Source organism: Caldivirga maquilingensis IC-167, assembly GCF_000018305.1.
In the GTDB taxonomy this organism is placed as follows: domain Archaea; phylum Thermoproteota; class Thermoprotei; order Thermoproteales; family Thermocladiaceae; genus Caldivirga; species Caldivirga maquilingensis.
Genome location: NC_009954.1, coordinates 993,315 through 1,019,992, shown reverse-complemented (window position 1 = coordinate 1,019,992; position 26,678 = coordinate 993,315). Strand labels below are relative to the sequence as shown.

Below are 26,678 nucleotides of genomic sequence, written 5' to 3'. Positions count from 1 at the left end.
ACCCACCCACAATACTTTAATACCTTAAGTAACATGTATTATAATGGGTGTCTTTATTGTTGATACCTCTAGAAGCCCCTATGCCAAGTTAAGACCAGTCTCGATGAGTGATGTTAAGCTCACTGATGGCTTCTGGTCACCTAGGTTGGATAAATTAGTTAATGTAACATTACCTACAATGTATAATCTTCTTGAGGAAACTGGGCGGATTGATAATTTCAGGGTAGTTTCCGGCAGGGTTAAGGGTGGTTTTAGGGGCATACTCTTCAATGATTCTGACGTCTATAAGTGGATTGAAGCCACTGCATGGGCCTTGGTTAATAGGCGTAATGATCAATTAATTAAGGTGCTTAATGATGTCGTTGATATTGTTGCGGAGGCTCAATTGCCTGACGGCTACATTAACACCTACTTCTACCATAGGTTAGGGGAGAGGTATAGGTACCTTAGGCAATCCCATGAACTATACTGCGCAGGTCACTTAATTCAAGCGGCAGTTGCCTGTAGGAGGAGTGGCGTATGTGTAAGGTTGTATAATGTGGCGTTGAGATTAGGCAACCACATTGTTGATGTCATTAACCCCAGTGGCCTATTGGCGGTTGATGGTCATCCAGAGGTCGAAATGGCCATGGTTGAGTTATACAGGGAGTCGGGGGATAAGAGGTTCCTGGAGGAGGCTGTTTTTCAGATAGAGAGTAGGGGGAGGGGTGTTTTGAGGAATTTTAGAATGCCTGGGTCATGGGATGCAGGTGATGAGTACTTCATAGACCATAAACCGCTTAAGGATTTACGTGAAGTACCAACTGGTGTTCATGCGGTTAGGTTCCTATACCTCATGTCTGGTGCAACCGACGTCGTCATGGAGACTGGGGATAAGGCACTGTGGGAGGCTTTAAGTAACCTTTGGGTTGACTTAACAGGCACTAGAATGTACGTTACCGGTGGTGTTGGTTCTAGGCATGAGGGTGAGGCAATAGGTGAACCATATGAGTTACCTAATGATAGGGCTTACTCAGAAACATGCGCCGCAGTGGCTAATGTAATGTGGAATTACAGGATGCTGCTGGCCACTGGTGATGCTAAGTACGCGGATATTATGGAGTTAGCCCTATATAATGCTGCGTTAGCAGGAATATCACTGGATGGTAAATCATACTTCTACGTTAATCCATTGGCAAACAGGGGTTGGCATAGGAGGCAGCCTTGGTTTGATGTAGCATGCTGCCCACCTAATATTGCAAGGCTAATCGCATCACTACCAGGCTACATATACTCAACATCCAGTGACGGTGTATGGATTCACCTCTACATAGCTTCAGAGGCCAAGGTTAACCTTAACGGTGGTATTGTGGAGCTTAAGGTTAATACAGATTACCCATGGGATGGGGAAGTTAAGGTTACCGTTAACCCAAGTAAGGAGGATGAATTCACAATATACTTAAGGATACCTGGCTGGAGCCGTGGAGGTAAGTTACTTATCAATGGTGTCGAGCAAGGTGTTGAATTAAAGCCATCAACGTACTTAGGGGTTAAGAGGACTTGGAGGAGTGGGGATGAAGTTATCCTAAGGATACCTATGTCCATTGAGCTTATTGCCTCCCATCCACACGTATTAGCTAATACGGCTAGGGTTGCTATTAAGAGGGGCCCATTGGTGTATTGCCTTGAGCAAGTTGATAACCCGGGTGTTGATGTATGGGATATTGTCCTTAAACGCACCTGCCGTCTTGAGGCTAAGTACGTTGAGAATTTGCTTAATGGTGTAGTTGTGATTGAGGGTGAGGCCTATGAGTTGAGAAGTCAAGGTGAATTGTATAAGTCACTTAATGACATTAGGCTTAGTTTAAGGTCCATTAAGTTTAGGGCTATACCGTATTACGCATGGGCCAATAGAGACCCAGGGCCCATGACTGTTTGGGTACCATTAATCGATTACTATGGTGGTTGAAAATTAAAGGATATTACAGTTATGTTATTGGATTACTGGGATTATTGAGTATAGTTTTAAAGGGGTACTGGGCAGTGGTTGCTTATGCCATTAAGGCCTGCTAGGTGTTATAAAAGGATCAAGAGACCGTACACTAGGCTGAAGTATATTCACGGCGCCCCCTACGTCCAGATACCTAGGTTTGAGATGGGGGCCACTAAGGCTAAGGACAGGGAGAGGTTTACTTCAGTTGCAGTGCTTAGGGTTCTTGAGGGTGGTCAAATTAGGGTTAATGCCCTTGAGGCTGCTAGGCAGATGGCCTATAAGTACTTATCTAAAGTCCTAACGGATCAAAACTTCTACCTGAAGATAATTAAGTACCCCCACCATGTTATTAGGGAGAATAAGATGTTAGCTATGGCTGGTGCCGACCGTTTACAGGAAGGTATGAGGCTTGCCTTCGGTGTACCCACTGGTAGGGCTATTCAGATTGAGCCTGGGGAGGTTTTAATGATTGTTGAGGTTGAGGATAGGAATATTACCCACGCTAAGGAGGCGTTGAATAGGGCTAGGGCTAAGTTACCGTTACCCTGTAGGATTGAGTTAACGAGGAAGTCAGTAATCAAAGGCTAATTCACCACTCATAATCGAGCTGCTTCATCACTAATCCTAACTAAGCACGTATTGGGTTAAAAAAAGTATCCCTGCTCATGGATAATGAGGATTTAGATATTGATTATTTAATTTTAATGAGTGTGTTTTTAACTCACTTACGTGGTCTCAACGTGATAAGGCCTCCTCCTATCCACTAGACTCTTAATTGCGTATGCAACCCCAGCAATGGCAGGTATACCAACGGCCCCAATTATTGCATCACCGGTCGTTATTGGGAAGCCATTTATTATGGTTAATATATTGGTCTTAATTAAAGCCACCTCATCAGAATCAACAGTTAGGAATTTACTGTACTTGGCATGACCATATGAGGCGGTTAACTGGTAGACACCTGTTAAGACTCCGTTTAATTGAGTGGCACCGTTTGGCCCAGTTAACTGTGAGTAAACCGGCCCAGTACCAATCCTATACATGGTTACGTTAGCCTTACTAATTGCCTGGTTGAAGAAACCGACAACTATGGCTGTTACATTGTAGACTCCTAGAGTCACATCTATTGGCCTCTTAATTAGTGTCGTGACTCCAATGTTATATGCATCAACACCCTCATAGTATATTGATAATGAAACCGGGTACGGGTTGCTTACACTCACTAGAGCTATGCCGCTTGCATTAGTGTTGAAGGTGCCGTAAACCTGCCCATTCTGTGACGCAGCAACCACAGCACTCACTGGTGAACCATAGGTGTTATGAACACTAACTATTAATGGATCCCAATGCACGTTAACCGTGTAGAGGCCTGGCTGAGATACACCCAGTGTGCTTACTGCAATGTAAGCTTCATGACCATCCGGTGATATTGATATCAACCTGAACTCACTACCCCACGGCAACTCTGATGAGGTGTAACCACTGTAAGTGGTGCCGCTTGGGGTAACTATACTGGTTATTGTTGCGGTCTCAGGTAGTTGAACAACTAGTGACGTCCACATACCTTGAGCCACATCACTCTGGTAAACCTGAACCTGCAGGTTACCATTACTCCATTGACCAACAGGCTTATAGATTATCGGCATGTATTCAACAATGACTGGCACGTTCAGTGGGTTAACTACCTTGAATTGAGTATCGTATATTACGTAAATCCCAATGATTGGCATGAATCTTATGAAGGGTGGTAGTATGTAGCTAACACCATGAACCACAATAAGCTGACTCAGCGTGTATACTGGTGAAACCCTATTAGCCTCCACAATGAATGTACCACCTGTTTCACCAACCACCAGTGGCTGAACCGTGTAGACCGTTACCACGTAACCCATTATTGACCAGCCTGAGGGTATTCCGAAATTATTAGTGGTTATTATGACTTGACTATGGGCATCAACAGTGGTGTTGTAGAATTGAGTACCCTTAACCAGCATTGCGAAGGGCATCTCGTACTGTGAGCCTTGAAGTAATTCAACACTATAGTTACCTGAGGGTAAGTAAGCCATATCAAGCTTAATATGCTTGTAGTCTAATTGAATAGCAGTAACATTACCACTCCACTTCTCAACTAATTGACTGAAGGCACTACCGTTGGGTAGCACAACATCCTTCACACTGAAGGGCGCGTTATTTGGTATTGTTAACTCCACGTACTGGTCAGTAACGTACTGGTAGGTGTAGTCCGGTGCAGTTATGTTTATTGATGACTGGTTAGTTAAGGGTACGTAGATTGTTTTAACGAAGACTGATGAAACAACTATTGTACCGTTAACAGTGTTCTGACCTGAATTAACCAATACTATTGAGCCTGATGGTGAGTAAACTGAGGTTATGAAGCCGTACTCATTAACACTCTTCAGTATATTACCTGAAACACCTATTGATGGAAGAGGTGTGGGGAAGTAAACCTCAAGGTACTCTAAACTATAGCCTGGACCCGGGGGTAATGGTGCAGTGACCGTGTAGGTGCCTCCTGCAGGTATTGATAATTGAACAGTCTGGTTAATCACATCAATGTACTGAACCTCAGCATAGTAGGGTAGGGTGATTGATACTGCTTGGTTTTGAGTCGGGGTTGCCTGCTGGGTTGCAGTGGCTAGGTAAATAGCCGTACCGTATAGTATTAAACCCGCTATCACTATCGCCACTACTCCAAGTAACTTCCCTCTAAATGACATATGAGTTATCAAATAACCATATTTATAAGATAATCAGATAAAATAACCGTTTACTATAAAAATACAGTTAAATCAACTATAATCCTCAACGTGTACACCCTCATAATTAACATCAATTAGAATCACCTCACCACCAGCTAACTCAACGGCCACAGCAACCTTATCCTCAACTCCAGGTGCTAAAGCTATCATTGCTCCACCACCACCTCCACCGCTTAACTTGGCTCCAAGGGCACCAGCCTTCCTGGCCATGTATATTATGTTAGATAACCTATGATTGGATACACCCAATGCCTCAAGTAAACCTTGATTAATGTTCATTAATTCACCTAAGGCTACGTAATCACCCCCGCTTAAGGCTGTAACCGCCTCATCCACAATAGCCCCTATGGAATCTATTATACCTTCAACAACCCTGGGGTGTTTATTGTAAAGCGCCTTAACCCTCTTAACTAATTCACCTGTGGTTAATTCTCTTTCAACGTAACCAACCACCAACGGCATTTTAAGTGAGGTACTTAGTTTCCTTAATTCAACCCCAGGTTTAATATACATTACACCACCCATGCTTGATGTTGCAGTATCCATGGGGCTTGCCGCCCCTTGAACAGTTAACTCCACTGAATGCCCAATCTTGGCGATATCCTCTTTACTTAATTTAACGTTAATTAACCTTGCGTAAGCAGCCGCAGCCGCCACTGATACTGCAGCTGATGTTGCTAAACCAGCCCCAATGGGTAGTTGACTCTCAATAATCACTCTAATACCCCTTAAGTCACCACCATACTTCTCCGTCATAATCCTTAACGCTGTTAAGGCATATGAGGCTAGCCTACTTAATTGACTATCATCAATCACACTACCTTCAATTGAATTACCAGTAACCCTTATGGCAACCCCCTTAACTGCGAGGTCCTTTGCAAGGATTGTTAATGAATCACCCCCACCCTCCTCCACAGTAACCTTAATGCCCTTGTTTATGGCCATGGCTATTGCCGGCCTCCCATAAACAACAGCATGCTCCCCAAACAGTTTAACAACTCCCGGTGCTGTGGCAGTTACCTTTAACGCACCCATTAACATCACCTGGCTCCCTCTTAGCTATATTAAGTAGCACTGAGCCAAGTAGATTAAGGTTACTTAAAACATTACCCAACACTTCCTTAATGCCCTCATCAGTGTTACTGCTTAGTAATGGCTTAAGTAATTCCTTAACGTCACTGGGCATGAATGGGTATATTGCGGCGAAGTCCCTTGACTTAATGGTAATCATGGTTTCCAGGAAACCCTCAAGAAGCTTCTTAATTCTTCCCTCACTGGCAACGTATAAGTTATAGAGGCTCTTGGCCTCATCCTGAGTTAACATTACGCATGATTTAGTTAACTCATAGTACTCTATTAGTGTTTCTATATCCCTCACAGTACCCTTACCCACAGCCTTAATGAATGTTCCACTGGACACCCTCTCCCTAAGTCTCTTAACTGAACCCTTAATGTCCCCTAAATCGTTAGACACGGTTTCAGTAAAGTGGGTTTAGCTTATTAATGCTTTAGGCATTAACATTAGGAGCCTGGTTACCTACCCTTGGCTATTGATGATGCCTCAGCGTAAATGAAGCCTATTATTAACCACCCTAGGAACAACTCCACGAACATGGGTCTAGTTGATACTAAGGCTGATGTTATTGAGTAGGCGGCAAGTATTAAGGCTGATGACGCCAGTATTATTTGACTGGTATACTTCTTAATCCTCCTAATGCTAAGTCTCATTAAAGATACATCCGATATTACGTGAACAAGTAACCCAGCCATGGTTGATAAGCCTCCTAGAACCAGGAAAGCCATTAATGGTGACAATAAGTCTACCGTAGCTAGGCTAACGGCAATTATCCCGATGGATGATACTAATGCAGCTAACATTGGGTTATTAGTGTTCACGTTAATGTAACTTAAGGGTTTAGGCGCCCATCCATCCATAGACATTGCGAAGAGTACCCTTGATGACGCTAGATTATACGCCAATACGCCTAATACACCATCATTAATAAGAGCCACTAGTACCGGTATATCAATGAATATGCCAAAGTACTTGTGAAGAAGGTAAAGTATAGGTGAGTTAAAGGTACTCATACCGATCATAGACTTAATGAGGGATTCGAAACGCCCATAGGATTCAAATAAAGCTAACCCAGCTGAATTAAAGGCAAGAAGATCAAACATTGCAAGCAAGCCACCCGTCAATATTACTGCAACAATGGCCTTGGGCACAGTCTTACTGGCCATCCTAGTTTCACCAGAGAGGGGGGTTATGGTACCGTACCCGGTGGGTATTGCTGCGGCGAAGAGTGCAGCATACCCGAATTGGGTTAATGAAATACCTTGGCTAGCGGTTAAACTTAAGCTTATCCTGAAGCCAGATAGGTAGAGCAGCACTACGCCTATCACTATTAATATACCCAGCTCCAATGAACCAGCGAATACTGCGTATTTGGCTGATGGCTTTATGCCTAATATAGCCAACACGGCTTGAATAATTAATATTGCTGTTAAAGTGTACATGAAGTTTATGTGGAATAAGAACCACATTATGCCTGCTGAACCTATTGCATATGCGCTTCCATAGAGTATTGAGTAGAATAAGTATATGAACCCGGTCTCAATACCTACTCTATGGCTTATGAATTGATTAGCATACGCATAGTAGCCACCGGTCTTCGTTAATCGTCGCGATAACTGGTAAACCACAAGACCATTAACCAACACAATTAATGTACCCACTAATGCGGCTAATGGTGCTAATAAACCCGCGTAGAGTATTATAGCTGTACCGTATGTTGTTATACTTAGGAATGGGGACTGCCCACCCAGGGACGCGAAGAATAACTCCTTAAAGCCTAATACCCTCCTCAGTCCATTACTGCTACTATACTGCTTATCAGCATTACTTGAACTTCCCGTAGTAACCATCTTAGTTAATCCACGTAATGTATGCTTTTATAAACCTTACCCATTAATTAGCTGCATACTTATTGAATTGATTAATCATCATAATTATTATACATTATATTTTTATGTAATATACCACAAATTTAATTAATATATATATTGCTAATTTTAGATATAATTAAGTAACATTTATTATCTACTTACTTTAACAACCTTAAGCACTAGAACCACTATGCTCATTGCCACTAACACTACCCCAATGGCTAGGTACGTTACGTTGACTCCAGCCAGGTTAATTATTGAAAATGATGCGCCCGTGGATTGGCCTTGAGTTACATGTGGAGCACTTGGTGCTGGCACGTACTGAAGTGCCGTGTAGTTAATGGTGTAGCTGGCTATTGGGCATGCTCCTAACTCATAGTAAAGTTGCCTCAGGAATAATGAATACGCTATTGACTCCTCGTATAGCGATAAAGACTCCTCAAAGTAACTTTGACTTGACGTTGACGATGGGTTACCAGCAAGACTACTATTATATTGACTGAACCAATAATTGCCGAATTGCACATAGGCACTGGATAGAACTGGTAAACCATTACACTGGGATACTAGGGCCTCATTATACGTTGCAACGTTCCTAACAACGTTGAGTAAGTATAATGATGCATTACTCCCCCCAATCAGGAACATTGTGTGAATTATGGCGCTAGCTGAGGCTATTGTATCAAGGCTCACAGCTAAAGCCTCCAGGTAAAGGCCATTCTGGTAGTAGGACTGTGCCTCATTAGTTTGATTAATGAGCTGGTTAATCGTATTAATGACCCCTAAGCTTGTAGTCAACCCCTCAGCGCTGGCTAGTGAGTATAAGTAAGTTACCGTTGTATAGGCGTATGATGTGTATAATCCACTTAACTTACTTAAATAAGAGATGGGTATTGGGTTACCGCCATTAATGGCGTTAAGCACATTAAACCAATACTTCAGCGTAATAACCCTAACGTATAATTGAGCTAAATCACCGGGTATGTTAGCTGTATTATCAGCCTGAATATCACTAATAGTGGTATTCAACAATGATTGAGCAGTGTATATCCTATCATAGATTCCCACCATTATGTCCAAGTTGGCTGTAGTGGGTTGAATGCTATTAATTTCATTAGTCATTTGATTCAATTGAGCAGTTACATTCGCCACAAGAGCCTTAGCGTAAGCCAACGTCGCGTTCCTGAATAAGTTAGTGTAGTAGTTTATTAGGGCATCGTAGAGTAAGCTTGCTGCAGTATAGTAGTCGCCGTTATTGGCATTGCTCACTGCAGCCTCATAATCAGCCTGACTACCTAATGCTGATTCATTACCATAATTAACGTAAAGCGTCTTATAGAGGTAGGCACTAATGGCTGAAATATTACCACTCACCTGGGGTGTTACTTGAAGGGATAGGTTAAAGCTACGGCCTGTGAAGTACTGTATCGCCTGGTACACCGTGGCCACTGGGATAACATTAACCCCAAGCTGCTTACCTAACTCTATAAGGTTAATTACCTGGCCACTTGAGGATACGTAGTTCTGCTGGCCGTAGGGTATCAGTACCGTTGAGTAACCTAATTGGGCTGCAGCCCTAATCTTATCAGGTATCCCACCCACTGGGCCTATTGTTCCATCAGGCATAATCATACCAGTCATAACCACACTTGGATTTAGGCTACTGTTAGTTATGAGGGAGTACATGCCAACGGTCATGTAACCACTGGCTGATGGACCACCTATCTCTATTGTACTGGAGTTAACGTTAATAAGGAAGTTGTAGCTTGTTAACGATTGACCAGCAATTGTTGTAGCCACAAAGGCGGCTATTTGACTTGATGAAATGAAGGTACCACCCTCCCCTATGGGTAATGGCATAGCGGATACGTAAACATTACCACCTAGATAACTTGGTAAACCCTTAACCGCAGTTATCGTTATGTTTATTACAGCACCCTGGTTTGAACCTGAGACGGCTAACGCATGGATAGTTATACTATTTGTGGATATTGATCCAATGCTCCATGAATAAGCCAGCACCGATACCGCTATGGCTAACGCCAATATTGGAAGTAGCCTACTAATCCTCATTAAGTTGTCAATAAGGAGAGTCTATATAAATATTTTTCAAAATACGTTCAAAAACTAAAATACATCGGGAAACTCATAAATGCCATTCTTCCATATCCTATTAGTGAAGCCGACTAACATGCAATTAATTATTTAATAATGTGAGAACTTAGTGGAAGCATTCTGTAACTGGTTCTCCACCTAACATAATTCCCTATACCCCTCATCACTAAGTCCTAATTACTGCATGGAGATTAAGAGGACTAGCAGTGCCGCATCATCTTTAATATACCATCCTTGGTATGAGCCTAAGTCACTCACAATGATTCTAACATAATCCACATTATTAACATATTTAACGCATGAAAAATATTCTCTAATCATCATAATCCATGAGGCTTGAAGCAGCATTAAAGTTAAGTAATCTCACTAAAGCTCGATAATGTTGCAATAATTAAGAACACTTATATCACTATTAAGTAATAATGTAACCTAATGCTTACTCGTAGTATTTATAAATAAAGTAATGGTGAAAATTAAGTGGCTGCACGTTCTTTGGTCAATTACATTAGGTATTGTGAGGATGAGGATTGTATTAAAGGTCAATTGGCTATACTTACTAGAGGTAGGAGGGAGGTACCTATTGAGGTTAATGGTTTAAGGTTCCTAATTGATGTAGTTGCTAATGATGAGGCCTTTGAGGTTAAGTACGATGCGCAACCATACGATGGGATTGGGCAAGCATTAATATACTTAACCATAGGGTATAAAACATGGTTAATACATGTCTTAGATAAGTACTCGAGGTTATTTAAGAATTATGTTGAATTATTCAGGAGACTTAATTTACCATTCTGTATTGAAGTAATAGATAAAAGACTTGGCCTTAGTGAGAAAATATGCCCGTAATAATACCTGTAGTGTCAGCGTCCGGTGGTGTAGGTAAGACAACCATAACGCTATTAATAGCCCATTATCTCGTTGAATATGGGGAAGATCCAGGGAAAATACTCATAATTGACACGGATCCAACTGCTGGTTTATCGCTTAAAATATATGGGGATGATTACGATAGGATTAATCAACTTAGGAGGACACTATATCATATGTTTAAGGATTATGATAAGGGCAAAAATATTGATATTGATGATTACGTAAATCCACCTAACGGTAATATTGATGCAAACACACTCCAGAATGTGAAAGTATTACCACCTGGTGAAGATGATGAAGGTGACCTCAGTAACCTAGTGACACTGTGGCTGGGTGAGTACGGTAGGGGTGATGCATTATTCACTATTCTTAGTAAATCAGGCGCATTAAGCCGCTTCAATTACATAATTATAGATACCGCCCCATTCTTTGATAAAAGATATACCTCAATAGCGCTGGCTATGACTGATTTAGCTAAGGTTAATAAGGCAGTCGTACCGCTGAGACCTACTTTAACTGATATTAAGAGGACTATTAGGATGACTCAAACAATTTCAAGGAAGATTAATAATGAGATTAAGCCAATATTCGTCTTCAATTTCGATAAAGACATGTTAAGAAGTGAGGCAGCGGCACTTAGGGAGGCTGGCATAGAAGTATTATCAAAAGGTTCTAGGGAGGCAAGGGGCGCTAAGCCCCCTGGTGAAGTGGTAAAGGCTGTTAATGACCTTAAATCAACCGGTAAGATAATTAATGTAGCCTTAGCCTACATGGCTTCATTAACCAGATTCCCAGAGAAGTGGCTTAAGGATGTGGAATCATATACGCCTAAATGCGTAATATCATCAATAATAAATGAATTTAATGAAAATATTAAACCAGAGTGCTCCATATTAGTTGAAACAGAATGACTCAGTAAGCATAGCCTAGGCCTTAGAACCTTCACTAGTATTACCGCTTAACCACATTTCAATCACCCCATCCGGTATTGTTAAGTCACCTCTGAAGAATTGCTCACCACTACGACCCTTAACCACAACGCCTGGTTCACCATCAGTAACTTTACCAATAATTGATGCATTAATCCCCATATCCCTTAATTTCCCAATTAACTTAGCGGCATCATTTTCCCCAACCCCTATTAATAATGACCCTGAGGAGAGCACTGTTAATGGATTGAGGTTAAAGGCATTAAGCACCCTTCTTGTTACCGGCAGCACTGGAATATTATCCTCATTAATAATTATTAGTTTCCCTGAGGAATACGCCATTTCAAGTAAACCCTGTAAAACACCACCCTCAGTTGGATCATGCATTGATGTAGCATACTCAGCTGCAGCAAGGGCATCATTAACCACTGACACCATCCTATAGAGACTGGTAGCCTCCTTAAACTCCCCCTCACTTAACACGTTCATTAATCTACCTCTAAAGTCACTGACTAAGACTGCGGTAGCCTCTAGGGCTGCGTACTTAGTCATGACAATAACATCACCAGTCCTTAAGCCCCCTGTTCTTATGAATCTACTACCAATACCAATAGCTGTTGTTACTGCAATAGGCCTAGTTACTGCATCAGACTTCTCAGTATGACCACCCACTAGGGATGCGTTAATTTCAATTAATGCATCATTAATCTGCCTCATTATATTAACCACATCATTCTCACCGTAATCAACCGGAAGTATCAGCGTTACTAGGAACCACCTAGGCCTAATACCTCTTGTTGCAATATCGTTAGCAGCCACATGCACAGCCAACCAACCCAGTAGGTTACTTGAACCAGTAACTGGATCAGTGTGAACAGCCATGTATGAGTTATTAATTCTAATAACCGCGGCATCCTCACCAATACCTGGACCTAAGGTAACACTATTATCACGCACGCCTAACATCTTAAACACCTCTCTTTCAATGAAAGCATTACTGAACTTAACCATATGATGCTTAGTTTAAGTTAAGGCTATTAAACATTCTGTCTTAGCATTAGTGATCACTTCCCATATTGTCTTCTTCATGATGCTGAGTGCACCGTTAAGGTCCGAATTAAGCCTACGTCTTTTTTCCACAGGTTACTACTCTCTTAAGCCTTCTCTTCACTTCCACCTCATGATAAGCGCAGTATTTAGGATAGTGAAAATATTTAACAATCTTCATAATCTTCATACCGTATTCTGCGCCTTTAACAATAAGACTTTAAAATGTTTGGCACATTATCACATGCTCACGGTTAATTAACCAATAATTACAATCGAAGCATCATCATATAGCGCCCTCATGAAGAGAGAAGCTGAATTCCTATACAAGTGAAGAAGCCTACGGTACAACTTCTCATACAATCTCTTAGTTTCCCCTCTAGCTTTATTGTATGCATTGAACACGCTAATTATTTTAACTATATCAACAAGGGAATGGAACCTCGGTAATCCTCTCTTGGAGGTGAAGTAATCTTGCTTAATCCCTACTCCCTTATAAACTAGCCATAACATTTATACATAGATCATGAATTCATATTAAAGCAATAACCACCTAGAAACGTTTATACACAATGCTTTGAGATGCTTATTATGAGTGATGTCAATATAAATGATGTTACTCAAGCAGTGCTTAGTGCCCTACAACAGATGAGTAAGGAGGAGTTAAATGTTACGCTTAGGGAAGCTACTCAATGCATTATGTGTTCGTTATATGGTGTATCATCTAATGTTAAGCATGAGATTAAGCCTATTAATGGACTTGGAGATATATTAAGGGCGTTAAATGATCCATACGTTAGGAAAGGCTTAGGGTTAATCATTGAATTATTAAGGAGTATGGGGAAGTGCCTTGATGCAGCTGAGAAGGTGAGGAATATGGGTGATGGCGCATCATGCAATATTGATGTGCCCTGCCATATAATAGCTCATAGAATTATGGCTAGTGAATTAGAGCTAAGTGTAGATGAAGATAAGCAGAGAGCAAAGCATTAGACCAATTAGGGTTAATCCCATTGCCAGTAGGCTTAATTCCCTGAACAACCTTAAATTACCTTTAATTACCCTTATTGAGAGGGTTAGGATTAAGGAGTCGGTTAGGATTATGAAGATTATGAATAATGAGCTAAACCTACCTAGGACAGCTGATGATACGATTATTAATGGAATAGATAATGCGACTGCAATCATCATCACTATTGAACCAGCCTTATTAGCGGTATCCCTCCCATACGTAGTAGCTATCGTACGTACACCCACCTTTAAGTCCCCCTCATAATCAAGTGAACCCTTCACTATTTCCCTACCTAATGTGGCAACCACTGTGGTTAGGAAGAGTAGGGTTATGAATAATGATGGCTGAGGCTTAATCACCTTTACTGAGGCTAAGCCGTAAAGGTATGTTAATGATGTAACCAACGCAACCACCACATTGTTAATAATCATTACCCGCTTAAGCCTTGAATTATACAGGTAACCAAGCACTAATGCTGTTGCCAGTACTATTAATGAGAGTGAATTAGCCCAATCCATGACTACAGGTATTACTTGAATAAAGGATAGTACTAAGGATACTAACCCTAACCAGAGGGCCTCCCTAAATGTAACCACCCCCATCACTAAGGGTGCGTTTGGCCTGTTAATCCTATCCTCATTAATATTGTGAATATCATTTGTTACGAAGAGGAATACCTCAGCGAAGAATGTTGATGCAAACAATATTAAGGACACGTAACCATTACGTCCACCGGAAACGTAATAGGAGGCCACCACGGTTATTGCGGCTAATAAACCGTGCTCCATCCTACCTAACTTAACGACACCGGTTACCTTACTTGCCACACGGCGTCCATTATGGTTAATTATTTAAGCATTAGTTCAACCTATTAACTGTAAGACCGCTAAGCCACCCACCTTTAAGATTTTATTTACGCTTCAATATCCGCACCCTGAAAAGGCGAGGCCGCAGGGGTGTTGTAATGGGATTGATGGTAAGTTATGAATACCCAGTATTGTAATTAACTTAACAGCAACATTAGTAATGCGGACGTAAATCACGCTTTAATAAAACTAATAAGCATCGACTCCACGCATTAAGTAATGCAACCCACTGACCCGATAGTGGTTGAGTATATTAATGAGTTAATGAAGAGGGGGTTAAGGCAGTATGTTGACTTAATAATACCGAGTGATGATGTTTTTAAGATAGGTAGGGAGTATGCTGAGACTAGGAGAAGTTACGCCGAGCTTCTTGATGCACTTATTCAATACGTTAAGCCTAGGATTAATGGTGAGGTTGCTGAGCAGGTTGTGAGGAATTACTTGGGGAACGTGAACGTGGATTACGTTGATGTTGTAGCTAGGGGTATTGCGAAGTGGTATGTGGGTATTCTAAGATTATTCAATGTGGTCTCCTTCTCTGGATACCAGCCTCCTTAGGCTACTCATCCTTAGCCCTGACTCATTAACCAGCTTCTCAAGGTAATTAAAACCCATTATAATCACTGAGTCCTTCACCCTAATCCCATTGCTACCTGTTATTATTAACACTGTGTTGAATTTCCTATAGTATGGGTCCCACATTGTGGGTTTACCCTGAATCCTAATTAAGTACCTGCCGAAGCCGTAAACCTCAAGGTCACTTATTCTCTTACCTGGAACAACCAGGTAACCCATTCTCCTTAACCCGCTCCAAAGCATGTAAGTAATCTCCATGCTCCTACTGGGTCTTAGTGATCTACCGCTGATTAGGCTTACTGAACCTAATAGTCTCTTTAACGATTCACCAGCAATAATAACCCTATAGTACTTTGGTTCATTTAAGTAATCAACCTTAAACTTAACCGCATCCTTAAAGTTATTATCAAGGGACACAACCATTGGGTTAATACCCATGCTTCTAAGCCTACTAATCCTGTACAAGTCCTTTCTACTTGCCTTATACCCAATTATAATCACCGGTGCATGGAATGCACCCATGCTTATCGTTAAATCCACCGGCTGCCCGTAAAGCATTGGTGAAACGTAGCCTGATAAGCCCATTTCCTCAAGGGACTCCCTAAGCAGGAATGGTAAAACCTTCTCTATGCCTCCTCTTCCAGGCATGTGCTGTTTTATATTACTCATAAGCCTACTCATTATCCTCTCCCTATATGATAATACTAGGCGTTCAGCTAATTCATCAGAGTAACCACTCTTCACGTAGTAGCCCAACTCACTTACGACATCATTAACAACATCCTCAGGAACATCATCAACCATAACCATCTTCTCCACTAGTCTCCTAACCTTTAACTTAAGCTCCCTCATTACTGGTGCTTAAGCTAACCAATACACGTGAGCTTTAAAACCGTTTTTCTAAAATACCCAGGGTTAAGCCTTGAGGATCATTAGCTTCAAGCCTAAATCAGAAACCACATACACTTACTGGGATATTAATGAGGAGTCATTAGTAATGAAGTATAGGCAGGAGCAGTGTAAGCCTCTCTTCACTAGGAGTGGGGAGTCACTAATTAGACTGTACATTGAGTCAAATGGGCATAGTTACAAGTTATGCTCCTCAAATAAGGGGTGGGCGCCAACATTGGTTATTGATGGGATAGTGATGCACACTATGATGAGTGACCCATTAAGCTACAGTTACGTTAAGTTAAGGGGAGTGAGGGTGAGGGGGATTGTCTTAGACTGCTGCACTGGATTAGGCTACACCACACTGGTGGCGCTTAGGAAGGGTGCTAGGAGGGTTGTGACCGTGGAGGCTGATGATAATGTAATTGAACTAGCTAGGTATAATCCCTGGAGCAGCCACTTAATGGACCCTAGGGTTGATTTGGTGCTTGGGGATATTTATGAAGCCGCTGAGTGGATTAGGGATTCAGTATTCGACCTCATAATCCATGACCCACCCAGGCCCACTAAAAGATTCACAACCCTATACTCCGAGGAGCTTTACAGGATTTACAGTAGGTTATTGAAGAGGGGTGGTTTACTGTACCATTATGTACCAATGACTGGGATTAAGTATAGGGGACGTAGTGTTAAGCGTGGTGTTATTGAGAGGTTAAGGAGAGCGGGCTTCACCATAATTAGTGAGAATGAGTATGGTTTACTAGCCAGGAGGGTGGGCTAGTGGGGGTTTTAGTGCCAGATATTAAGTATATCAATCTCAATGGGGGTAACCTTAATGCCTAATGTTCCTGATACTGATGGTTCCGTACCCTCACCGGTAATGAATCTCCTTACACTGAAGCCGCCCTGCGTATTCACTATTAATTCAAGGATACTACCGTGCACCGGCACCACCTTCAAGCCGTAAATCAACTTAACCCTCCTACCCTTACCCATGCTTTGCCTAATCTGCCTATTACTGAAGTAATCCTCAAGGCTCCTTAACTGCTCATCAGTAACACTACCATGTAACTTAACTAGAATCCTGAAAACCCTCCTTAATTCACCTGCCTTAGACTTAATTTCCCTAACCTGAACCTTACCAGCGGCCTTAAGGTTAAGTAACTGAACCCCATGCCTAGTAATAATGCCCCCAGGTAGGCTTCTCCTTAGGGGTCTAGTGGCCTCAATAATCATTGGTCTCCCTAACCCAAGCACCCTCACCTCAGGCCCCTCAATACCGGCGAAGTGAAGCACCACGTTTAATGGCCTTAACTCACTCACCACCTCCCTAGCTACACTTGCCACTGAGGAGTCCCCAACCTGTGGTATTCCCCTAATTAGCTTCCTATACCTGGCCTCAATGTAGATTGGCATAACCTCAACGCTTACTGAACCATCACTAGTATTCACCTTAATCACTACATCTGGGTTTAGCCTACTGTATCTTTTACCCAGCTTATCTGCTAATACCTTACCAATCAACCTATTTAATTCCCTCTTAATTGATTCACTGCTTGTTATGCCTAATTCCGTCGATACCTTAACCTCATTCTCAATTACCCCCTTATTGACTGTTGAACCTACTTGAAAACTATTAAACTCAATACCCTGTCTATTAATTTCCTCCTCAACCTTACTAACAATATCATTAATATTAATTTTATCAAATAGATTACCGCAGATGAAGCATGGCTGCTGCTCAATGACCTTACCCATTCTTCTCAGGAATAGTAAGCTTTCCCTATGCCCACTTTTAGCCAACGCCACCAAGGTATCCTCATTATACGTGCCTGTTGAGGAGTTTAAAGACTCCATGAAGAGTACATTCTTTATAGATCTACCACGCTCCTCATTACTAATCATGAGGCCTCTTGATGCGAATAACCTACCTAAACAGTGGTCACATAATGGATACTTCAATAATGCCTTCCTAGCATCCTCAATTATGCTCATACTTGTTAATCGGCCTTTAAACTAACTTAATAACTATTCCCGAAAACCCAGTGTTAAGTGCTTAATTACCACGGCGTAAAATAGGGTACGTTTAGTAATTGGAGGCTACAGTAATGATGGAGATACGGCTTTAAAACCACAGTTTAGGTAAAAGTCACCGTGTATGAGTTATTCATTAAATTATGCAGTAGCATTGGTTACTCAAGTAACTATGTTGATAATGTACTTAAGCAGTTAAGAAGCTTGAACATTACTGAGTTAATTAATGAGGGATCTATTGAATTCATAGGTGGCCTTAAGTTACTTGGTAAGGGACAGAATAGTTTTGTTTTAAAGTGCAGGGTGAGTAATCTTGAGGGCTATTACGCATGCAAAATAAGGAGACCTGATTCCCCAAGGCCCAGCCTTATTAATGAGGCACGTAACCTTAAGCTAGCTAATGAAGTTAACGTAGGTCCTCTTCTAATTAATCACACTAATGATGTTATAGTAATGGAGTACATTAATGGGGTGCCATTAGGGGTTTACCTTAATCAAGCTAACCATGATTCAATTAAGGCTGTGGTTAAGGATCTATTAATGCAGGGTTTTAGGCTTGATTCAATAGGGTTAATCCACAGTGAACTAAGTAGGATTCGGGAACACGTAATTATCAGTAATAGAGTTTACATAATTGATTTCGAAAGTGCAAGCGTGTTCACTAAATCAATAACCAATGTTACTCAACTGGTAAGTGCACTCATTCTCAGTAAAGGAGCATTACAGGCTAAGGTTAGGAATGCCCTTAACCTACAGGACACTAATGCGTTAATTAAATTACTTAGATTATATAAGGTTAAGCCAAGTCATGATTCATTTAACCTAATCCTCAGGTCCCTGGGTTTATTAAATTAAGTTGCAGTGATTACATGCATGATGCTGCGTTAGGTAATGATCCTTGACTCGAGACGTGTATTTCACCCATGATTATTAATGTTTAGAAAACCTTATTAACAATTATTGAATACTCTTAATTCATGCAGGAGGATAAGTGCGTCTTCATTGGTGTAAGAGTTATTGCTGGTCAGGAGTATAATGTTGCAGCCATTATTAGGACTAGGCTTGAGTTAATGGAGAAGGATAAGAGGAAGTACTATAATGTACCATCAATAGTTGTCCCACCTAATGTGCAGGGACAGGTTTACCTAGAGACCCCTCATTCCTACGTGGCCATTGACCTATCAACCGGCATAAAACAGTATAGGGGATTAATGATGGGTAAGGTTCCCTTAACTGAATTAATGAAGATGATTAAGAGGGAGATTAAGGTTCAAATCAATGATGTCGTGGAGATAATAACGGAACCATTCAGGGGATTTAAGGCTAAGGTTGTTGATGTTGATGAGAAGAACAACACGGTTAAACTACTACTATTCGATACTGCAACCAACATACCTGTAACCTTACCCATTAAATCCATTAGAGTCATTGAGGAGAAGAAGTAACCTTCACATTAAAGGACTTAATTCCCCTGCGGTAAGTGAGGCAGTATAACTGGTGCCCTATACTACTTAATTTAATTATTTAAAGGCCTCATTACCCATGAGTTTAATGACTGTGGCTTAAGTTAAATTTGCCTTAATTACCCTCAATGCATTATCATAAAGTAAACCACTCACCTCCCTTTCACTGAATCCAGCATTTAATAACCCATTAACAAGCCTACTAATATCCGCTATATTATCAAGCCCCTGAGGTGTACTGCTAATGCCTAAGTAATCTGTGCCTAATGCCAATACCTCAGCTCCAAACGTGTCACGTATATGCTTGATATGCTGTATTAATGAATCAACAGCCGGCTTGGGTCCTATCGTTTCAGGAATCATGGTTACACCTATTACCCCGCCATTACTTTTAAGTAACTCAAGTACCTCATCATCAGTATTCCTTGGGTGATTATTAACTGCCTTAGAGTTACTATGACTTATCACCACAGGCTTCCTGGAGATTGATAATGCATCAATCATTGTTCTCCTACTCGCGTGGGCTAGGTCAACAATAACCCCAATCCTATTAGCTAACTTAACTAATTCCTCTCCATAATTTGTTAATCCGTAATCCTTCTTAGTGAAGCACGTTGCCCCATACTTATTATCAAAATTCCACGTAATTCCTATGGAATTAACGCCGAGTCTATGGAAGATAACTAAGTCATATGGATCCTCTAAGGCGTCAGCACCCTCCATTGATATTAGGAGACCTATCTTACTGGTGTTAAAGATATTATTAATATCCTCAACATTATTAATTAAGGATAATGAGTCATTAAACCTATCAATGAGTCTATAATAGGTTTTAACCATTTCAAGGGCAACACCCTTAGTTGAGTAGGGTAATGAGGAACGCACCCTTGCCTCATCCTGGCTAGGACTATAGGTAGTTAATATGGGGAATACTGAGGCGAAGATTACCTTAACATTAGCACGCTTAAGCTTGGGGATATCAGACTGCCTACCCTCAGCATCAATATTGAAGTCCTGAACCCTGGAACCAAACATTAAGTGATACGCTATGTCCTCATGTAAGTCAATTACCGGGTACATTAATGTAAGCTAACACATGAGTTATTAAGTTTTCAAGTCACCTTAAACCCAACACCCTTAATCACCCTACTCCTAAGACTGCTTATTAACCCTTCATTAGCCCCTTGAACCACTAGCGTGAGTAGTCTTGATGCATTAACTGCATCACTTACCTTAAGCACCTCCACAGGTGAGTGAACGTACCTGGTGGGTATTGAGATTGTTGCTGCAGGTATTCCATCCCTCCTTAAGGCTATACCAGCAGCATCAGTGGTGCCTCCAATCAATACCTCTAATTGATACGGCACATTATTAGCCTTAGCTATATTAATAATGTAGTTAGTTAAGCCTGGGTGGGCTATGAATAAGCCGCCCCTTCCACCATCCATTATTTTTAATGCTGGACCTGCACCAAGCCTAGACACGTATTCACGCTCAGATACACCAGGTACGTCAGCAGCTATGGTTGTATCTAAGGCTATTGCGAAGTCTGGGTAAACCCTGTCAGCGGCAACCTGCGCACCCTTTAACCCAACCTCCTCTTGAACAGTGGCTACAGTGTACACTGTTACCTCATGGTTCTTTAATTGCCTAAGCATCCACAGCATTACAGCTAACCCAACCCTGTCATCAAATGCCTTACCGGTTACAGTATCATTATTAAGGACCTCAAAGGACCTATCCAATACCGCCACTGAACCAACCCTCACCCCAAGTTTCTCAACCTCACTTGAATCACTTGCCCCAATATCAATGAATAATTCCTTCATCTCCGGAGCCTCCCTCTCCTTTCCTGGAGGCGTCACATGCGGAGGCCTACTACCCACTACACCTTTTATTTTTCCACCATCCTGAGTCTTAATGATTACTCTTTGACCAACTAAAGTTACCTCATTCCATCCCCCAATACCCCTAAACCTTAGGAAACCATTCTTATCAATACTATCAATAAGTAAACCTATCTCATCCATATGGGCTGCAATCATTACCTTAAGATCCCTCCTACTACCGTACCTAACACCAATAACATTACCCCATTTATCCACCTCCAATTCATCCACGTAAGGTTCCATTTCCTTAATCACTAATTCCCTAACCTCATCCTCAAAGCCAGAGGGACCGAACGCCTCGGAGAGTTCCTTGAGTAGGTTTATGAATTCCTCATTACTCATAATGACTACACTTAACTTAGCTTTATAATTATTCACTCAATATTAGGTTGCGTATATTTGTTAAAATAGTTAATCACCTAGATTACTTTATTTCAATTATTTTCATCATCTGCAATTATTGTAAGTTATGTACAAATATTAATTATTCCTTTATTATAAAGCGACCTTAATTGCTAATAATTGTAAAAAATGAAATTATATTTATTGCTATAAATTAATAGTTAATAATATATTTTACCTTTCTACATAAACTAAATATATATTGGTGAAATCTAAATAATTATAATTATAGAATACAACTCACCCCTATCCATTATGTTTATTTCCACTAATTACACCATGCTGAGATAAAAAACACACCTACACTAATACCTGACCACATATGATTAACCCCCTGGTATTGGTTGGATTATTAACAGGCTTGGTGGGTATACTTATCTCCATCTTCATTTACCTATGGATCCAGAGACAGCCGCTTGGTGACGAGAACATGGTTAACGTGTGGAATGCAATAAGAGAGGGTGCTAAAGCATACATGAGGAGACAAATAAGGACTATATTGCTCTTCTCAGCAGTGATATCAGTGGTAGTAGCCCTTAGTGTTTACGCTGGCTATAGTATTAAGGTTCTACCCATGCACCCTGAGCTAAGGAGTGAGGTTACTCTTGAATCCACGTTAATTGGAGTATCCGTGCTACTAGGTAGTGTAGCATCATTAACCACAGCGTTTCTAAGCATGGATGCCTCCACTAAGGCTAACGTGAGGACCACCGAAGCCGCCAAGAGGGGTGTGAGACATGCCCTGAGGGTTGCTGTACTTGGTGGTAGTGTGCTTGGGTTCTCCGTACCATCGGTTAGCGTATTTGCATTGGCTCTACTCTTCATAGTTTACTCAATTATTGTAGAGGGAGCAACCACACCATTTAACCTAAGGGTTATCTTAGATGGCCTAGCGGGCTTCGCGTTTGGGGCTAGTTTATCGGCATTATTCGCCCAAATAGGCGGTGGAATATACACTAAGGCAGCGGATGTTGGTGCTGACCTCGTGGGTAAGGTTGAGGCTGGGATCCCTGAGGATGATCCAAGGAACCCAGCTGTAATAGCTGATCAGGTTGGTGATAATGTCGGTGACTGCGCTGGGAGGGGTGCTGATATCTTTGAATCCGTTACAGCTGAGTTGCTTGGAACAATGATAGTTGGTTGGACAGTATACTTCTTCCTAATTGAGGCAGGTTACCCCATTACTGAGGCCTTGAGCTTTGTATTCCTACCATTCTTAACAGGGGCGGTTAGGGTTATTGCAACTGTCCCAGGGGTCTTGGTATCGGCTTATCAAGGTGAGTTTAAGGATCCCATGGAGCCGTTGAGGAACGGCGTGATAGCATCAGCCGTAACCGCTATTGCTGGATTCTTCCTAATATACTACCTCCTAATGCCGAAGATTTGGGTTTACTTCTTCACAGCATCATTAACTGGAATAATAGCTGCAATAATAATAGTACTAGTGACTAACCACTACACGGGCAGGGAGGCTAAGCCCGTGATTGAGATTGCTGAGGTATCTAGGGTTAGCCCAGCGTTAACAATACTTCAAGGTTTAACAACAGGCATGAATGCAACCTTCATGCCAATAATAGTTATTGCAATAACCCTACTGGCATCGTTTGCACTAGGCATGACCGCACCATTACCTGTGGTGATGAGTAACTACACCATAGGTAGTATTCCCATCGCTAAATTCATCTACGGCATATACGGTACAGCAGCAGCAACCCTAGGTATGTTATCCTTAGCTGGAATAATAATGACCCTTGATGGGGCAGGTCCAATAACAGACAACGCCAGTGGCATAGCTGAGATGAGTGAATTAAGCCCAGAGGTTAGGGGTAGGCTTGATCCACTGGATTCAATAGGTAATGTTACCAAGGCTCTCACTAAGGGTTACGCCATGGGTTCAGCGGCGTTAGCAGCGCTACTACTGTTTCAAGCCTTCATACAGGATTATGTCGCTAGGAACCCAACCGTAATACAGGCCGCAGCCACTGATGTGTCACTCAACTTGGGAAGCTTCATAAGTGTCATGGATTACCTCCTTAACCACCTAATGTTAATGAGGGCTGACATACTGGTAAGCGTCCTAATAGGCGCAATGTTACCCTTCCTTTTCAGTTCCTTAGCCTTAAGAGCCGTAACTAAGGCTGCATGGAGCATGGTTGAGGAGGTTAGGAGGCAGTTCAGGGAAAAACCCGGGATACTGAGGGGTATTGAGAAACCTGATTATTATAGGGCAGTGGACATAAGTACGCAATTCGCGTTAAGAAACATGATAACGCCAACATTATCAGTAATACTAACACCCCTAATAATAGGATTACTGTTCGGTGGACCGGCAGTGGGTGCTTTAGTAATAGGGGCAACCGCAAGCGGTATTGTATTAGCTATAACCATGATGTGGGGTGGTGCGGCTTGGGATAACGCTAAGAAGTATATTGAGGCAGGGCATCTTGGGGGAAAGGGATCATCAACCCATGCTGCCGCAGTCATAGGTGACACTGTTGGTGACCCATTAAAAGATACTGCTGGACCATCACTACACATTGTTATTAAATTACTTAACACAATATCATTAGTCTTCATACCGCTCTACATGATTTGGCTCCTTCAAGGCTTATTCCCATAAAGCGCATTAATGATGTAAACCCTGTTAAAAATATTCATAATTCTTAACCAAGAACCAGTTAAATACAGTAGCATTAAGAATTAGGCAACAGTAAGGGATTAACCCCCTGCACGCACCCACACCATTTACTTACCGGGTTTCCCCGGCTTTCAATGGTATGAACGCGTGTAGGTTTGGGCTCCTTAACTGTGCTACTATGTTTTACTTTATATAACTTATTTTTATTTAAAATTAAAATACTAGTAGATTACTAATCCTTAACATGATTTAATAACATTAAAAGGGTGAGGGCTAATTAGCCCTCACCCTGGTGTGGATGCATGCAGGGGTCATTTACACTAACCTTACTCATTAATTTAAAACTATCAGTTACTATAGTACTTTAACTAAATTTACGCCTGCTTAAATAGTGTTTAGCTCAAATCCTATGAAATAATGCTTATTAATAACTAGGAGCTTTAATTAAATATGGTGTCTGTGAAGATAGGGGTAAATGCCTGGAGTTACCCTCCAACACTCAATGTACATGATGCCCTTAGGCATGCTAAAAAGGCTGGGTTTGAGTTGTTTGAACCTGTTATTGATGAAACTGATTTAGATTCCTTAAACTCGCCTGATTTTTCAAGGAAGTGGAGTAGTATTAAGGAGACGGCTGAGGGTGTTGGAATAGGCATATACACTATTGCCACTGGCCTCTACTGGAGGTTTAACATGATTCTTGAGGATCAGTTTGAGAAGGTTTCAAGGGTCCTTGAGGCTGAGGCTAAGGCTGCTAGCTTGATTGAAGCTAAGGTGCTTCTTGTGGTTCCAGGTGTTGCAGTTACTGAATTAAGTTATGAGGAGCATATTGAAAGGGCCAGGATGGCGTTATCTAGGTTAGCTAAAATAGCTGAGGATCACGGTGTAGTTATTGGTGTTGAGAATGTCTGGAACAGGATATTCGCCAGCCCATTGGATATGAGGAGGCTCCTCGATGGGCTTGACCCTAAAATCATTGGGGCATACTTAGACGTCGGTAATACTTTACCTCATAGTTTACCAGAGCATTGGATAATGACGCTTAAGGATAGGATAGTTGCCATGCATGCTAAGGATTTTCTAGCTGAACCCAATAGGTGTACTTTCGGTATACCATTAACAGGTAGCGTTAATTGGGGTAATGTTAAGAAACTACTCAGTGAAATAGGGTACGGGGGGCCATTAACCGCTGAAATACCACCATATCCCGGTGACCCATTAAAGGCTGCTGAGGATGCCGCATCATCACTTAGGAGGATTTTTGGGTGATTAAATTGGTTAGCCTGGGCATAATAGGAATTGGAGGAATGGGGAGTACCCACTTTAAGTTAGTTAATGAACTTGGAGTTAAGGTTACTGCAGTTTCCGATATTGATGAAGCGAGGCTAATGGAATACTCTAAAATGGGTATTAGAACCTATAGGGATTACGCTAAGATGCTTGATGAAGGTGGATTCGATGGCGTCATAATAGCAACACCACCAAGCCTGCATGCGGAGCAAGCAGTCTACGCACTTAAGAAGGGTTACTACGTGTTTCTTGAGAAACCCATGGCTAATGACCTTGAGGAGGCTAGGCTAATATACAACGAGGCTAAGGGTAGGGGTAGGTTAATGATTGGTTTCACTCTTAGGTTCCATAAACTCTACATAATGGTTAAGGAAGCTCTTGACTCCAGGTTAGGTAAACCAGTGACCATGTGGCATATAGCCCTAGGTACAATGCCCACCACTGGCTGGCTTAAGGATAAGAGCGTGAGTGGGGGTATTCTTAATGAGCATGGAGTTCACGTCCTCTACCAATACTACTGGTACGCTGGAAGGGTTAGGGAGGTTTATGCTGATGCAGTAACAGTGACCAGTGGAATAACTGTTGAGGATAACGTGACCGTATTCATGAAGCATGATAACGGGGCCTCCTCAATATTCCACCTAAGCTGGAGTGGGGGGCATAGTTGGAGGAAGTGGGGGTTAACCGCTGAGAGGGGTAGGGTTACTGTTGAGGGTTACGTTACAGGGAATTACGTGATTTCTGACCTTAATGGTAATGTGATTGAGAAGGGTGATTTCGAGGAGTCAATAATGCATGCATATATTGATGAGGTTAAGCATTTCGTAAGATGCATTGAAAATAATGAGAAGCCAATAATTAATGAGGAGGATGGTTATCATGTTCAACAGATTGTTGATGCCGCATATAAATCAGCATTAACGCACAGTAAGGTAATCATCACTCAGTAATTGGCTAG

At 41.6% G+C, this 26,678-nt stretch carries 24 protein-coding genes; 12 read left to right on the top strand and 12 right to left on the bottom strand.

The window, feature by feature from the left end; genetic code table 11:
* Positions 1 to 43 precede the first annotated feature (43 nt).
* Positions 44 to 1,948, top strand: a complete 1,905-nt coding sequence (locus CMAQ_RS04950; protein ID WP_012186020.1) for a glycoside hydrolase family 127 protein — start codon at positions 44 to 46, stop codon at positions 1,946 to 1,948.
* Between the two features lie 84 nt (positions 1,949 to 2,032).
* Positions 2,033 to 2,560: a 50S ribosomal protein L16 gene (locus CMAQ_RS04945; RefSeq protein ID WP_012186019.1), complete on the top strand. Its 528-nt coding sequence runs from the start codon at positions 2,033 to 2,035 to the stop codon at positions 2,558 to 2,560.
* Positions 2,561 to 2,697: 137 nt separating this feature from the next.
* Here CMAQ_RS04945 and CMAQ_RS04940 read toward each other — a convergent pair whose 3' ends face one another.
* From CMAQ_RS04940 to CMAQ_RS04920, 5 genes are all read right to left on the bottom strand, one after another.
* Positions 2,698 to 4,710 carry a carboxypeptidase-like regulatory domain-containing protein gene (locus tag CMAQ_RS04940; RefSeq protein ID WP_012186018.1) on the bottom strand — a complete coding sequence of 671 codons (2,013 nt, stop codon included), beginning with the start codon at positions 4,708 to 4,710 and terminating at the stop codon, positions 2,698 to 2,700.
* 72 nt (positions 4,711 to 4,782) lie between these two features.
* Positions 4,783 to 5,787: a mevalonate kinase gene (mvk, locus tag CMAQ_RS04935; protein WP_048062955.1), complete on the bottom strand. Its 1,005-nt coding sequence runs from the start codon at positions 5,785 to 5,787 to the stop codon at positions 4,783 to 4,785.
* Positions 5,744 to 6,226: a hypothetical protein gene (locus CMAQ_RS04930; protein WP_012186016.1), complete on the bottom strand. Its 483-nt coding sequence runs from the start codon at positions 6,224 to 6,226 to the stop codon at positions 5,744 to 5,746. Before CMAQ_RS04930 ends, mvk begins: the two co-directional genes overlap by 44 nt.
* A gap of 59 nt (positions 6,227 to 6,285) precedes the next feature.
* Positions 6,286 to 7,677 carry an APC family permease gene (locus tag CMAQ_RS04925; protein WP_012186015.1) on the bottom strand — a complete coding sequence of 464 codons (1,392 nt, stop codon included), beginning with the start codon at positions 7,675 to 7,677 and terminating at the stop codon, positions 6,286 to 6,288.
* 171 nt (positions 7,678 to 7,848) lie between these two features.
* Positions 7,849 to 9,771: a S16 family serine protease gene (locus CMAQ_RS04920; protein ID WP_012186014.1), complete on the bottom strand. Its 1,923-nt coding sequence runs from the start codon at positions 9,769 to 9,771 to the stop codon at positions 7,849 to 7,851.
* A 519-nt stretch (positions 9,772 to 10,290) separates the two neighbouring features.
* Between CMAQ_RS04920 and CMAQ_RS04915 the strand changes: the two genes are divergently transcribed.
* Positions 10,291 to 10,659: a hypothetical protein gene (locus tag CMAQ_RS04915; protein WP_012186013.1), complete on the top strand. Its 369-nt coding sequence runs from the start codon at positions 10,291 to 10,293 to the stop codon at positions 10,657 to 10,659.
* On the top strand, positions 10,650 to 11,594 hold the full coding sequence (locus CMAQ_RS04910) for a ParA family protein (protein ID WP_012186012.1): 945 nt from the start codon (positions 10,650 to 10,652) through the stop codon (positions 11,592 to 11,594). The genes CMAQ_RS04915 and CMAQ_RS04910 overlap by 10 nt, the downstream gene beginning before the upstream one ends.
* Positions 11,595 to 11,609: 15 nt before the next feature.
* Here CMAQ_RS04910 and CMAQ_RS04905 read toward each other — a convergent pair whose 3' ends face one another.
* Together CMAQ_RS04905 and CMAQ_RS10385 are read right to left on the bottom strand one after the other, a co-directional pair.
* Complete coding sequence (locus tag CMAQ_RS04905; RefSeq protein ID WP_012186011.1) at positions 11,610 to 12,623, bottom strand: AIR synthase family protein; 1,014 nt, start codon at positions 12,621 to 12,623, stop codon at positions 11,610 to 11,612.
* A 294-nt stretch (positions 12,624 to 12,917) separates the two neighbouring features.
* Positions 12,918 to 13,172, bottom strand: a complete 255-nt coding sequence (locus CMAQ_RS10385) for a transposase (RefSeq protein WP_052290700.1) — start codon at positions 13,170 to 13,172, stop codon at positions 12,918 to 12,920.
* A gap of 78 nt (positions 13,173 to 13,250) precedes the next feature.
* Between CMAQ_RS10385 and CMAQ_RS04895 the strand changes: the two genes are divergently transcribed.
* A complete protein-coding gene (locus CMAQ_RS04895) occupies positions 13,251 to 13,652 on the top strand; it encodes a helical membrane plugin domain-containing protein (protein ID WP_232203815.1) in 402 nt (133 codons plus the stop codon).
* On the opposite strand, the gene CMAQ_RS04890 is transcribed toward CMAQ_RS04895, so the two are convergent.
* On the bottom strand, positions 13,614 to 14,498 hold the full coding sequence (locus CMAQ_RS04890) for a geranylgeranylglycerol-phosphate geranylgeranyltransferase (RefSeq protein WP_012186009.1): 885 nt from the start codon (positions 14,496 to 14,498) through the stop codon (positions 13,614 to 13,616). The genes CMAQ_RS04895 and CMAQ_RS04890 overlap by 39 nt on opposite strands.
* A 258-nt stretch (positions 14,499 to 14,756) precedes the next feature.
* On the opposite strand from CMAQ_RS04890, the gene CMAQ_RS04885 reads away from it, so the two are divergent.
* On the top strand, positions 14,757 to 15,095 hold the full coding sequence (locus CMAQ_RS04885; RefSeq protein ID WP_012186008.1) for a hypothetical protein: 339 nt from the start codon (positions 14,757 to 14,759) through the stop codon (positions 15,093 to 15,095).
* Here CMAQ_RS04885 and CMAQ_RS04880 read toward each other — a convergent pair.
* Positions 15,054 to 15,965, bottom strand: a complete 912-nt coding sequence (locus CMAQ_RS04880) for a hypothetical protein (protein WP_012186007.1) — start codon at positions 15,963 to 15,965, stop codon at positions 15,054 to 15,056. The genes CMAQ_RS04885 and CMAQ_RS04880 overlap by 42 nt on opposite strands.
* A gap of 70 nt (positions 15,966 to 16,035) precedes the next feature.
* Here CMAQ_RS04880 and CMAQ_RS04875 point away from each other — a divergent pair, with 70 nt between their 5' ends.
* Entirely contained in the window at positions 16,036 to 16,785 is a 750-nt protein-coding gene (locus tag CMAQ_RS04875) for a spermine/spermidine synthase domain-containing protein (RefSeq protein WP_012186006.1), read from the top strand.
* 8 nt (positions 16,786 to 16,793) lie between these two features.
* On the opposite strand, the gene CMAQ_RS04870 is transcribed toward CMAQ_RS04875, so the two are convergent.
* Positions 16,794 to 17,999 (bottom strand): tRNA pseudouridine(54/55) synthase Pus10, encoded by a 1,206-nt coding sequence (locus tag CMAQ_RS04870; protein WP_012186005.1) that lies wholly within the window; start codon positions 17,997 to 17,999, stop codon positions 16,794 to 16,796.
* Between the two features lie 159 nt (positions 18,000 to 18,158).
* Here CMAQ_RS04870 and CMAQ_RS04865 point away from each other — a divergent pair, with 159 nt between their 5' ends.
* Positions 18,159 to 18,893 carry an RIO1 family regulatory kinase/ATPase domain-containing protein gene (locus CMAQ_RS04865; RefSeq protein ID WP_012186004.1) on the top strand — a complete coding sequence of 245 codons (735 nt, stop codon included), beginning with the start codon at positions 18,159 to 18,161 and terminating at the stop codon, positions 18,891 to 18,893.
* A 122-nt stretch (positions 18,894 to 19,015) separates the two neighbouring features.
* The gene (locus CMAQ_RS04860) at positions 19,016 to 19,483 is read left to right on the top strand and encodes a KOW motif-containing protein (RefSeq protein WP_012186003.1); all 468 of its coding nucleotides are present in this window, start codon (positions 19,016 to 19,018) and stop codon (positions 19,481 to 19,483) included.
* 117 nt (positions 19,484 to 19,600) lie between these two features.
* Here the strand turns inward: CMAQ_RS04860 and CMAQ_RS04855 are convergent, their stop codons facing one another.
* Positions 19,601 to 20,581, bottom strand: coding sequence for a dipeptidase (locus CMAQ_RS04855; protein WP_012186002.1), 981 nt, complete (start codon positions 20,579 to 20,581; stop codon positions 19,601 to 19,603).
* A 32-nt stretch (positions 20,582 to 20,613) separates the two neighbouring features.
* Positions 20,614 to 21,732, bottom strand: coding sequence for a M42 family metallopeptidase (locus CMAQ_RS04850; protein ID WP_048062951.1), 1,119 nt, complete (start codon positions 21,730 to 21,732; stop codon positions 20,614 to 20,616).
* Between the two features lie 382 nt (positions 21,733 to 22,114).
* Here CMAQ_RS04850 and CMAQ_RS04845 point away from each other — a divergent pair, with 382 nt between their 5' ends.
* From CMAQ_RS04845 to CMAQ_RS04835, 3 genes are all read left to right on the top strand, one after another.
* Positions 22,115 to 24,412 (top strand): sodium-translocating pyrophosphatase, encoded by a 2,298-nt coding sequence (locus tag CMAQ_RS04845; RefSeq protein WP_012186000.1) that lies wholly within the window; start codon positions 22,115 to 22,117, stop codon positions 24,410 to 24,412.
* Between the two features lie 468 nt (positions 24,413 to 24,880).
* Positions 24,881 to 25,699 (top strand): sugar phosphate isomerase/epimerase family protein, encoded by an 819-nt coding sequence (locus tag CMAQ_RS04840; protein WP_012185999.1) that lies wholly within the window; start codon positions 24,881 to 24,883, stop codon positions 25,697 to 25,699.
* A gap of 5 nt (positions 25,700 to 25,704) precedes the next feature.
* Positions 25,705 to 26,670 carry a Gfo/Idh/MocA family protein gene (locus CMAQ_RS04835; protein WP_156769839.1) on the top strand — a complete coding sequence of 322 codons (966 nt, stop codon included), beginning with the start codon at positions 25,705 to 25,707 and terminating at the stop codon, positions 26,668 to 26,670.
* Positions 26,671 to 26,678 lie beyond the last annotated feature (8 nt).